9 protein-coding genes are annotated in these 10670 nt (G+C 68.3%); 8 read left to right on the top strand and 1 reads right to left on the bottom strand.

All coding sequences use genetic code 11. From position 1 onward, the window contains the following. Positions 1–13 precede the first annotated feature (13 nt). The 5 genes from ACK4ZD_RS14840 (at position 14) to ACK4ZD_RS14820 (ending at position 6805) form a co-directional block, all read left to right on the top strand. Complete coding sequence (locus ACK4ZD_RS14840) at positions 14–385, top strand: response regulator transcription factor (RefSeq protein WP_409663769.1); 372 nt, start codon at positions 14–16, stop codon at positions 383–385. A 56-nt stretch (positions 386–441) separates the two neighbouring features. Further along, positions 442–1182: an HD-GYP domain-containing protein gene (locus ACK4ZD_RS14835; RefSeq protein ID WP_409663767.1), complete on the top strand. Its 741-nt coding sequence runs from the start codon at positions 442–444 to the stop codon at positions 1180–1182. Between the two features lie 3 nt (positions 1183–1185). Then, entirely contained in the window at positions 1186–3342 is a 2157-nt protein-coding gene (locus ACK4ZD_RS14830) for a PAS domain S-box protein (protein ID WP_409663764.1), read from the top strand. Between the two features lie 137 nt (positions 3343–3479). Continuing rightward, the gene (locus ACK4ZD_RS14825) at positions 3480–4271 is read left to right on the top strand and encodes an ABC transporter substrate-binding protein (protein ID WP_409663761.1); all 792 of its coding nucleotides are present in this window, start codon (positions 3480–3482) and stop codon (positions 4269–4271) included. 8 nt (positions 4272–4279) lie between these two features. Beyond that, positions 4280–6805 (top strand): PAS domain S-box protein, encoded by a 2526-nt coding sequence (locus ACK4ZD_RS14820; RefSeq protein WP_409663758.1) that lies wholly within the window; start codon positions 4280–4282, stop codon positions 6803–6805. A 15-nt stretch (positions 6806–6820) separates the two neighbouring features. On the opposite strand, the gene ACK4ZD_RS14815 is transcribed toward ACK4ZD_RS14820, so the two are convergent. Then, positions 6821–7588: a sulfite exporter TauE/SafE family protein gene (locus ACK4ZD_RS14815; protein ID WP_409663755.1), complete on the bottom strand. Its 768-nt coding sequence runs from the start codon at positions 7586–7588 to the stop codon at positions 6821–6823. A gap of 433 nt (positions 7589–8021) precedes the next feature. Here ACK4ZD_RS14815 and ACK4ZD_RS14810 point away from each other — a divergent pair, with 433 nt between their 5' ends. From ACK4ZD_RS14810 to ACK4ZD_RS14800, 3 genes are all read left to right on the top strand, one after another. Next, positions 8022–9152: an ABC transporter substrate-binding protein gene (locus ACK4ZD_RS14810; protein ID WP_409663752.1), complete on the top strand. Its 1131-nt coding sequence runs from the start codon at positions 8022–8024 to the stop codon at positions 9150–9152. 45 nt (positions 9153–9197) lie between these two features. Then, entirely contained in the window at positions 9198–10190 is a 993-nt protein-coding gene (locus ACK4ZD_RS14805) for a Bug family tripartite tricarboxylate transporter substrate binding protein (protein ID WP_409663751.1), read from the top strand. Between the two features lie 144 nt (positions 10191–10334). Beyond that, complete coding sequence (locus tag ACK4ZD_RS14800) at positions 10335–10634, top strand: hypothetical protein (protein WP_409663748.1); 300 nt, start codon at positions 10335–10337, stop codon at positions 10632–10634. Positions 10635–10670: the final 36 nt, after the last annotated feature.

The raw sequence follows: 10670 nt of genomic DNA, 5'->3' as shown, positions 1-10670 counted from the left end.
CTTAGGAGCCACCATGAAGAAGATCCTGATCGTCGAAGACCACGCCGACATCCGAAAACTCATCCGCATGACGCTCGAGTTCGAGAACTACGAGATCCACGAGGCGGCCGACGGCGTGTTCGGCCTGAAGATGGCTCAGGCCATCCGCCCCGATCTGGTGCTCATGGACGTGATGATGCCGGGAGAGCTCGATGGCCTGCAGGTGTGCCAGCGCATCAAGAGCGACCCGGCGTTGCGTCACATCCACGTGGTGCTGCTCACGGCCAGGGGGCAGACCAAGGACCGGGAAGCGGGTCTGCAGGCCGGCGCCGACAACTACCTCGTCAAGCCCTTCAGCCCTTTGCAGCTGATCGAAACCATCGAACAACTCCTGACGCCGGCCTGATCATGGACACCGTCGCCTCACGCATCACCCGCCCGGCTCCCCTGGCGGGGCCCTCGATGGGCCTGCAGGACACCGATGCCGTGCTCTCCCAGATGGAGCGGATGCTGAACGACCTGCACCGCCTGTACCGCGAGCGCAACCTCGCGCTGCAGGAGGTGTCGGCGGCGCACCATGAAGCGCTGATGCGGCTGGCCCTGGCCGCAGAGTACCGCGACGACGACACCGGCATCCACATCGTTCGCATCGGCTTCCTCGCCGAGCGCCTGGCCCTGGCGGCAGGCTGTCCGGCCGAATGGGCGCGCATGCTGCGCATGGCCGCGCCCATGCACGACATCGGCAAGATCGGCATTCCCGATGCGGTTCTCAAGAAGCCAGGCGCGCTGGATGACGCCGAGCGCACCACCATGAAGCTGCATCCGGAGATCGGTGCGGCGATCCTGGGCCGCTCGAGGAACCCACTCTTCCAGCTTGCCGCCGAGGCGGCCGCAAGCCACCACGAGCGCTTCGACGGGACGGGCTACCCGCGCGGGCTGGCGGGCGATGCGATCCCCTTATCCGGCCGCATTGTGGCGATCGTGGACTTCTTCGACGCGCTCACGATGGATCGCTGCTACCGCAAGGCGTATTCGGACGAGGACGCGTTGCGCATGCTCGTCCAGCAGCGCGGGCGAGCGTTCGACCCGATGCTCGTGGACATCTTCGTGCGCGACATCGAGTCGCTGTGCGCGTTGCGCGACTCCGTCAACGACCAGGCTCTGAGCTTCCAGGGCCTGCTCGAGCTGCCGCCACAAGGGTGATGCATGGGCCGAACGCTTCCGCGTCTGCGCCATCAGCTCCTCGCCTTGCTGAGCGGGGTGGTGGTCTCGGCCACCATCATGGGATCACAACTGCCCAGCCATCCCGCGGCCGCGGCGGTGGGGGTGTCCTGCCTGGTCCTGTTGTCCTACGCGCTCGGCCTTCGGGCCCTCGCACCGCTGCAGCGCCTCGCGGCGTTCTCGCGACGCCTGACCGACCGGCCCGGCAGCTTCTACGTGGGCCATACCCCCACGCGAGAGGTGGCCGACCTGGCGGACGCCCTCAACGAGGCCTCCCTGCGGCTTGAGGCGCAGCTCGATGCGGTGGGCGTGGCGCAGGAACGCCTGACGGCGATGCTGGGCGCCATGCCCGACGCCTTCATCGGGCTGAGCGACCGCATGACGGTGACGCTCGTGAACCCGGCCATCACGTCCCTGTTCGGCCTGCAGCCCGAAGAGGTGATCGGGCAACCCCTGCAGCGCCTGATCCCGGCGCTGGACGCCGCGCGCTTCGCCGAGGTGGTGCGCGGTGGGGTGCTCATGTCCTCCACAGGCGTGCGCGTGGCAAGGCTGGAGGCCAACGGTCTGCGGCACGAAGGAACGGCCTTCCCCATCGAGGTCTCCATCTCCGACATCGCGCCGGCGGGCGACACCTGCTACGCCTGCGTGGTGCGCGACCTCACCGAGAAGCGCTGGGCCGACGACCAGCTGCGCCTGTTCAATCGCGCGCTGGATGCCTCGCGCAACGGCGTGGTCATCGCCTCGATGGTCTGGCCCGACGCTCCGGTCGTCTACGCCAACCCGGCCTTTGCCGACATCACGGGCTGGAGCTGCGAGGACATCATCGGCCGCAACTGCCGCATCCTCCAGGCCGATGACCGCGCGCAACCGGGAGTGGCTCTGTTGCGCGAGGCCATCGCGGCCGGCCAGCCCGTGCAGACCACGCTGCGCAACTACCGCCGCGACGGAACCCCCTTCTTCAACGAGCTGTCGCTGTCCCCGGTCGCGGACGCGCAGGGTTCGCTCACCCACTACATCGGCGTGATCAACGACGTGACCCAGCGCGAGGTGGCGCGCCGCGCCCTGGCCGATCGCAGCGCCCGCCTGGACACCATCTTCAAGCTCAGCCCGGACTGCTTCGTGCTGTTCGACGGCGACGGCTGGCTCGCCTACTGCAACCCGGCCTTCCTGGAGATCACCGGCTGGCAGGCCGACCGGGTGATCGGCGTGCTCGACCTGGCGACCTTCGACAGCTACTTCAGCGAGCTGTGCGACCCGTCCATACCCTACGATCCGATCGTGGTGCCCCTGGACGACCACCGTCCGGGTCCGGACAAAGAAGTCACCCTGGAGATGCATCGGCCCCAGCGCCGGACGCTCAAGCGGACGGTGCGGCGCACGATGACCGAATCCGGCGAGACCATCCTCTTCTTCCGGGACGTGACGCGTGAAAGCGAAGTCGATCGCATGAAGAGCGAATTCCTCACGACGGCAGCCCACGAGCTGCGCACGCCCATGGCCAGCATCTTCGGCTTCAGCGAACTGCTCCTGAGGCGGCAGGTGCCCGATGAGCGCCGCAAGGACATGCTCGAGATCATCCACCGGCAGGCGTCCTGGTTGATCAACATGCTCAACGAGTTGCTGGATCTCGCGCGCATCGAGGCGCGCCAGGGCAAGGACCTCAAGCCCGAGCCGGTCCGGATCGGCGAGCTCGTCTCGACCACGCTGGGCAGCCTGCTCGTTCCCGGCGATCCGCGGCAGGTGCAGTGGGAGGTCGACGACGCGGCCGTGGACCTGGTGGTGCATGTGGACCCCGAGAAGACCCGCCAGGCGCTGCTCAACGTCCTGTCCAATGCGTACAAGTACTCGCCGGCCGGTGGCGAGGTCCGCTTGAGCACGCCGCTGGCGTTGCACGACGGCGTGCGCCATGTCGGGATCCGGGTTCAGGACCAGGGCATCGGGATGACCGCGGCTCAGATGGCGCGCGTGTGCGAGCGCTTCTATCGGGCGGACCCCTCCGGCAGCATCCCCGGCACCGGCCTGGGCATGTCGCTCGTCAAGGAGATCGTCGAGCTGCAGGGCGGGCGGGTGGCCATACAGAGCGAGTATGGCGTGGGCACGGTGGTCACGATCTGGCTTCCGCTGGCAGGTGCCGGGCCATGAACCCCGAAAGCCTGCGGGGCGGCGCGGCATCCGTCACGATCCTTCGACTCCTCCAGTGCGCCAGACGCTTGCGGTCTGGCACAGTGCCGGCAGGCGCCGGCTCAACCCAACCGGCGCGTCGTGCGCCTGTGAACGTCATGAACCTGAAGATCCTGATCGCCGGCTTGTCCCTGGGCCTGCTGACCACCGCGGCGGCCGCCAACGCCGGGGCCCTCGAGCGCGTGCGCAGCTCCGGCGAGCTGCGCGTGTGCATCTGGCCTGACTATTACGGCATCACCTACCGCAACCCGAAGACGCAGGAGCTCAGCGGCATCGACATCGACCTGTCGAAAGAGTTCGCCAGTGAGCTGGGTGTCACCCTGCGGTACGTGGAGTCCTCCTTTGCAACGCTCGTGCAGGACGTCACGCAGCGCCGCTGCGACGTGGCGATGTTCGCCGTGGGCAAGCTGCCGCAGCGCACCAAGGTCATGCGCTTCTCGCCGGCCTATCTGTCCAGCGGCATCTACGCCATCACGATGCGCACGTCCCGCGTGGTGCGAAACTGGTCTGACATCGACAGGGCCGGCGTGAAGGTGGCCGTGCAGGCCGGCACCTTCATGGAGCCCGTGATGCGTGAGTCGCTCAAGCAGGCCGAGATGGTCGTGGTGCGTCCCCCGGCCACTCGCGAGCAGGAGCTGGAGGCCGGCCGCGTGGACGTGTTCATGACCGACTATCCCTACAGCCGCCGCCTGCTGGACAACGCCGACTGGGCGCGCCTCATCTCCCCGCCCCAGCCCTTCTTCGTGCTCGACTACGGCTACGCCAGCGAACTCGGGGACGAGGCCTGGGGAGCCGTGATCGACGCCTTCGTTGCGCGCATCCGCCGCGATGGCACTCTCGAGACCGCTGCACGCCGGCATGGCTTGAGCGAGATCGTGGTGCGCCGCTAGGATGGCCGATGGCGCACCGGACCTCTCCCTACCGACTGCTCCCGCGATGGCTGCCCCCTTGGCTGGCCGTCGCCCTGGGGGGCGTGACGGCATGCGTCGTGGCCGTCATGGCGGCACTGTTCCTCCACTACGACCGCGCCAGCACGCTTGATCGGGAACGCGAGAGTGCGGCCATGGTGGCACGCGTCCTGGAAGATCACGTCACGCGGTCGCTGGATCACTTGGATCGCTTGCTGCGGACCTTGTCGGAGGCGGTGCAGGCGTCGGAGGCCCTGCGCGTGACCGTGCTGCTGGAGCAGGCGGCCCAGGGGCAGCCGCTGGTCCGCAGCCTGTCGTTGCTCGATGCCACGGGCCTCGTCCTTGCAAGCTCGCAGCCGGTCAACCTGGAAGCCCGGATCGATCCGCGGCATCTGGAGGTGGCCGCTCAGGTCCAAGCCGCCGTGCTCGGAGGATTGTTCAAGGGGCGCGACCTGGACAGCTTCGAGGCGGCGGCATCGCCACTGGACATGATCCTGCTGGTCCAGAAGGTGCGCCATGATGCGGCTGCCGAGGGGGCCTACCTGGTCGCAGCCCTCAATCCAAGCGTCTTGGCCAACCACTTTCATCTCGTGGCCGCCACCTCCGGCCATGCGGTGACGCTGACCAACTATCAGGGGCGCGTGCTCGTGGCCGATGTCGAGGCCCCGTGGTCCGCCCTGGAGGCACCGTCGCTGCAGGGTCACCCCGCCTTTGTCGACTATCTGCCGCAGCGCGAGCACGCCGACCTGATCGGGCCTGGCGTGCTGAGCGCGCAGGCGGTGCAGGCCTTTCGCGCATCGCGCACGTGGCCGCTGGTGGTGATCGTCGAGAAGCCCGTGGAAGCGGCCCTGGCCATCTGGAGAGAGCGTGCCACACGGATCACGGTGGCCGTGGCACTGGCCTGGCTGTTCATCGGAGGGGCTGCGCTGGCAGGTTATCGCAACCTGCGGGGCCTGCGCCTGCTGGGCGAAAGGCTCACGAAGGCCAACGAACGCATCGCACACAGCGAGCGCGATCTTCGATTGCTGGTCGAGGGCCTGCACGAGATCATGTTCCGCACCGACCCCCTGGGCCATGTGGTGACGGCGAACGGCCGATGGAGCGAGCTCACCGGTCTGTCACGCGAGGAGATCGACGGCCGCCCGCTCGCCGAGCTCGTCCAGCCGGAGTTCCGCTCCGCCGTCACGCGCCTGGTGGCGCAGCAGGGCCGCTCGGCCTCCGAGCCGGCGGTGCTGACGGTGCAGCTGGTCTCCCGCAAGGAGACGGCTCCCACCGTCGAGCTGTCGCTGTCCTGGGTCGAACCCTCGGGCGTTCGTACGGCAGGTTATGTGGGCTTTGCCGTCGACGTCACCGAGCGGGAGAAGGCGCGGCGCGAGCTTCAGCGGCAGCTCGAGTTCAGCCAGACCGTGCTGCAGATCGTGCCCGAGCCCTTGTTCGTGAAGGATGCACAGCGAAGGTTCCTGGCCGTCAACCGCGCCTGGGAGGAGTTCACCGGCCTCTCGGCGGCGCAGGTGATCGGACGGTGCAGCAGCGATCTGCAGCCCGAGGAAGAGCACCAGGTGAACGATGCGCACGACATCGCCTTGCAGCACGGCCGGGACAAGACCAGCTACGAACTGCAGCTGCGGCGTGCGGACGGCCAGTTGCGCGACGTGGTGATCACCAAGGCCGCGCTTCGAAGCGGCAACCACATGCTGGGCATCGTGGGCAGCGTGCACGACGTCACCGACTTCCTTGCCGCGCAGCGCGCCATCGCCAAGGCGCGCGATGCCGCCGTGGCCTCCGACAACGTCAAGAGCGGCTTCATCGCCAATGTCAGCCACGAGCTGCGCACGCCGCTGCAGTCCATCCTCGGGTTCTCCGAACTGGCCCTGCGGCGCTCGACGACCCCCGAAAAGCTGCGCAGCTTCCTCGAGGACATTCACGCCTCGGGGCAGCGCATGCTCACCCTCGTGAACGAACTGCTGGACATCTCGAAATTCGAATCGTCGCTGCAGGATCTCGTCCTGCAGAGCGAGGACCTGTGCGACGTGGTGCGCCAGGTGGCGCACGAAATGGCCCCGATCGCGGCACAACGTCAGGTGACGCTGGAGGTGGAGCTGCCCCAGCAGCCGCTTTACCTGCCCCTTCACCGCTTCCGCTTGTCGCAGGTCATCCGCAATGTGATGGCCAACGCCCTGCGCTTCAGCCCGCCTCAGAGCCAGGTGCGCGTCGTGCTGGGGATCGATGGGCGTGGTGCCAGCATCCGCGTGTGTGACCAGGGGCCGGGTGTTCCCGAGGCCGAGCTGGAGGCCATCTTCGAGCCGTTCACGCAGTCCTCGCGCACCGGTGACGGCGCCGGCGGCACCGGCCTGGGCCTGACCATCTCGCGCAGCATCATGAAAGCCCACGGCGGTCGCATCTGGGCAGCCAATCAGCGCGACGGCGGTGCGGTGTTCACGATCTGGCTGCCGTTCACGTCCGTCGCTCAAGATGGCACGGTGCGCTTCGTCACCACCCAGCCAGGGCGGCTGTGATCGCCACCGCCGACGTCAGGCCGCGGGGCCGAAGGCGTCCCACCCCGTCTTCAGGATCAGCGCGCCCACCACCACGATGAAGAACACGCGCACGAAGCCGGCGCCGTGCTTGAGCGCCAGGCGCGTGCCCAGCAGGCTGCCCACCACGTTGGCCACCGCCATCACCAGGGCGTAGTGCCACCAGACGTGGCCCTTCCAGGCGAACAGGGCCAGGGCCGAGAGGTTGGTGGCCGTGTTCAGCAGCTTGGCGCTGGCCGAGGCGTGCAGGAAGTCGTAGCCCAGCACCCGCACGAAGAGGAAGACGAAGAAGCTGCCGGTGCCCGGGCCGAAGAAGCCGTCGTAGAAGCCGATGACCAGGCCGATCAGTGAGGCGAGCAGCGCCTCGGTGTGCCCCTGGTGGTGGCGGGTGTGGTCGCGGCCCAGGTCCTTCTTCGCCAGGGTGTAGAGGAAGACGGCCCCCAGGATGAAGGGCAAGGCGCGGCGCAGGCCCTCGGCCGACACCTGCGTGACGGCCCAGGCCCCCAGGAAGCCGCCGGCCAGTGCCGCCACGGCGGCCGGCAGCAGGGCCGACCAGGGCAGGGTCACGCGCCGGCTGTACTGCAGCGTGGCCCAGGCCGTGCCCCAGACCGAGGCGCCCTTGTTGGTGCCGAACAGCGTGGCCGGGGCGGCCCCTGGAAACACCCCGAACAGGGCCGGCACCAGGATGAGGCCGCCACCGCCGACGATGGCATCGACAAAACCGGCCAGCAGCGAGGCCAGCGTGACCACGAGGAATTCGAGCATGGATGGCGTGGGCGAGCCCCAAAACAAAGGGCGCCGGCTTGTGGCCGGCGCCCTCGAATTGTGACATTCCTTGTGCGCGTCACCGCGTCTGTTCGCGTGCTTCTCTGTGTCTCCTCAGTCCCCCGCCGTGTGCAGCGCCAAGCCTGGCGGGCCTGACCTGCAGCGAGTACGGCGACTGTAAGGAAAGCCCGTGGGCGGTGCACTAGGGGTTTCCCTGCACAAATTTGGAGCATTTCCGGAGAAACCCGCAGATCGCACCGATCCCGGCACCCCCGCGAATGAAGGGCCGGTTCAGGGGGTGAATCTGCGGCATCCGTCACGCTCGACATGACTATCCCGGATATGAACGGTCGTGCACTTCTGTGACACTTTGACACATTGGGGCGGGCCGGCCGGCCTGCCCGGGGCTGCGACGTTCGAGAAGGAGGCCAAGATGACACCCGTTCGTACCACCCGACGCCGATTGATCCTGGGCGCGGCTGCAGCCGTGGGCGGGGCCTGGGCTTGGCCTGCGGGGGCCCAGGAAGGCGACATCGTCGTGGGCCAGAGTGCACCGCAGACCGGCCCGGTGGCCGTGGCGTTTCAGGGGGCCTTGGCGGGGGGGCGGCTGGCCATCGAGGAAGTCAACCGCAAGGGCGGCCTCAACGGCCGGCGCATCCGCCTGGTGCTGCTGGACGATGCCTATGACACCCAGCGCACCGTGGAGAACGTGCGCCAGCTCGTCGAGCAGGAGAAGGTGGTGGCCCTCACCGGTCTGGGCAGCACGGCCGGGGTGGCGGCCATCTTGCCCTACATCGCCGAAAAACGCGTGCCGCTGGTGGGGATCTACACCGGCGCACACGTGCTGCGGTTACGCCACCATCCCTACCTGTTCACCTCGCAGGCGAGCTTCAAGGACGAGGTGGAGCACCAGCTGCGCACGCTGGTCACGCTGAAGATGGACCGCATCGGCGTGGCCTTCCAGGACAACGAGTTCGGCAAGCTGATGATGCCGGTGGTGGAGGCTGCTGCCAAGGAGCTGGGGGCCACCTTGGTGGCTTCCGCCCCGTTGGCCGTGGATGGCAGCACCTCGGCCCAGGCGGTGGGCACGATCTCGCAGGCCCGCCCGATGGCCGTGTTGCTGATCGCGGTGGGCCCGTCGGTGGTGGGTTTCGTCAAGGCCGCCAAGGCGGGGCTGAACGTGCCGATCTACACCTTGTCGGTGGCCGCCAGCGCCGTGCCGGCCCTGGGGGCCGAGGCCCGCGGGCTGGCCATGACCCAGGTGGTGCCCTATCCTTGGCGTCAGGTCAACCCGATGGCGCGCGACTTCAACCGCGAGGCCGCCGCGGCGGATGTGCCAGTGAACTACAACAGCTACGGCGGCTACCTGGCGGGCCGCTTCCTGATCGAAGCCTTGCGCCGCGCCGCGCCCAACGTGACGCCCGAGACCATCGTGCGGGCCATTCAGGGCATTCGCGGTTGGGAGCTGGGGGGCAACCCGCTCAACTTCAGCCCCACCAACCACCACGGCTCGAACTGGGTGGAAATCACCATCGTTGGCCCCGATGGCAAATTCATGCGCTGATCTCTTACAGTGGGCGGCTGTCCTCACCTGCTGCCGGAGTCGCGTATGCCCTGTGCCCCCGTATCCCGATCCGTCCGTCGCTTGCTGCTGGCGGCGCTGTCCGCGGCCGCGCTGGTGGCCACCGGCGTGGCCCATGCCCAGTCGCAGCCGCCGATCAAGCTGCTGGTGGGCTTTCCGGCCGGCGGGGGCACCGATGCCATCGCCCGCACCCTGGCCGAGCGGCTGAAGGAGCACCTCGGCCGCCCGGTGCTGGTGGAGAACAAGCCCGGTGCCGGTGGCCAGATCGCCGCACAGACGCTCAAAGCCTCGCCGCCGGACGGCAGCACCTTCTTCATCTCGCACGACCACACCATCACCATCTTGCCCATGGTGGTGAAGAACCCGGGGTATGACTCGGCGCGCGACTTCGTGCCGGTGGCGGGTTTCGCCACCTTCGTGAACGCCTTTGCGCTGTCGGCCGGCACGCCGGCCAAAAGCGTGGACGAGTACGTCGCCTGGGTAAAGTCGCAGGGCCAGGGCAAGGCGAGCATCGGCGTGCCCGCGCCGGCGTCCACGCCGGAGTTCCTGGTCAAGGTGATGGGCGAGCGCTACGGGCTCGACCTGGTGAGCGTGCCCTATCGGGGCAGCGCACCGATGATCGGCGACATGCTGGGCAACCAGATCGCCGCCGGCACCGGCTCGGTGCCCGACTTCATCGAACACCACAAGGCCGGCAAGCTGCGCGTGGTGGCGGTGCTGGGCGGTCGGCGCCAGGCCGTGCTGCCCGATGTGCCCACCTTCTCGGAGCTGGGTCTCAAGGGCCTGGAAGACTTGCCCTACTACGGCATCTTCGCGCCGGCCGGCACGCCCCAGCCCGTGCTCGAGCAGTTCGCCCAGGCCCTGGCCAAGACCATCGCCGAGCCCGAGGTGAAGCAGCGCCTGACCGGATGGGGCCTGGACGTGGGCTTCATGAGCGGGTCGCAACTGGCCCAGCGCGAGGCGGCCTACCGCCAGGTCTGGGCCGAGATCATCCGCAAGACGGGCTTTCAGCCGCAGTGACGCTCAGAAGGGGTAATGGCGTGGCGCCGTCTGCACCGTGATCCAGCGCAGCTCGGTGAACCCTAAATCCGGCAGTTCACCGCCCGCGATCGCCCGTTGAGCAAGCACTGGCGCGGTTTCGTCGGGTCGCGGCGCACTCACCATATGGGTAAAGCACGACGCAAGGCGCTGGCGATGCGCCGAGGGGGTGGCGGCGGCGAGCAGCCGCCGCAGGTGGTGGACATGCTGGGCGGGCGCATGCACGTGCGCTGGGACGAGGGCGCGGCGGCCACACCGCACGGCCAGCTGGTGTTCTTCGCCGAGTTCCTGGCCGCCACCGGCGTGTTCGACCGTTGGGTGGCAAGCTGCCCGCTCGAGTACCGCAGCGGCAACGCTGCCCACAAGCGCGACGTGCTGGGCACGCTGATGCTGGGGCTGCTGGCCGGGCACCGGCGCTACTACTGACCTTGCTCCTTGTCGGCATTTTCAACAAGGACCAAG

Source organism: Caldimonas sp., from assembly GCF_046291045.1.
Taxonomy (GTDB): Bacteria; Pseudomonadota; Gammaproteobacteria; order Burkholderiales; family Burkholderiaceae_C; genus Caldimonas.
Note: the sequence above shows the minus strand (reverse complement) of the source record. Positions and strands in the feature narration are given on the sequence as shown.

Coding starts and splice junctions, on each gene's coding strand:
- ACK4ZD_RS14800 (WP_409663748.1), top strand. CDS start 10,335: ATGGGTAAAGCACGACGCAAGGCGCTGGCGATGCGCCGAGGGGGTGGC.
- ACK4ZD_RS14840 (WP_409663769.1), top strand. CDS start 14: ATGAAGAAGATCCTGATCGTCGAAGACCACGCCGACATCCGAAAACTC.
- ACK4ZD_RS14820 (WP_409663758.1), top strand. CDS start 4,280: ATGGCGCACCGGACCTCTCCCTACCGACTGCTCCCGCGATGGCTGCCC.
- ACK4ZD_RS14835 (WP_409663767.1), top strand. CDS start 442: ATGGGCCTGCAGGACACCGATGCCGTGCTCTCCCAGATGGAGCGGATG.
- ACK4ZD_RS14825 (WP_409663761.1), top strand. CDS start 3,480: ATGAACCTGAAGATCCTGATCGCCGGCTTGTCCCTGGGCCTGCTGACC.
- ACK4ZD_RS14815 (WP_409663755.1), bottom strand. CDS start 7,588: ATGCTCGAATTCCTCGTGGTCACGCTGGCCTCGCTGCTGGCCGGTTTT.
- ACK4ZD_RS14830 (WP_409663764.1), top strand. CDS start 1,186: ATGGGCCGAACGCTTCCGCGTCTGCGCCATCAGCTCCTCGCCTTGCTG.
- ACK4ZD_RS14805 (WP_409663751.1), top strand. CDS start 9,198: ATGCCCTGTGCCCCCGTATCCCGATCCGTCCGTCGCTTGCTGCTGGCG.
- ACK4ZD_RS14810 (WP_409663752.1), top strand. CDS start 8,022: ATGACACCCGTTCGTACCACCCGACGCCGATTGATCCTGGGCGCGGCT.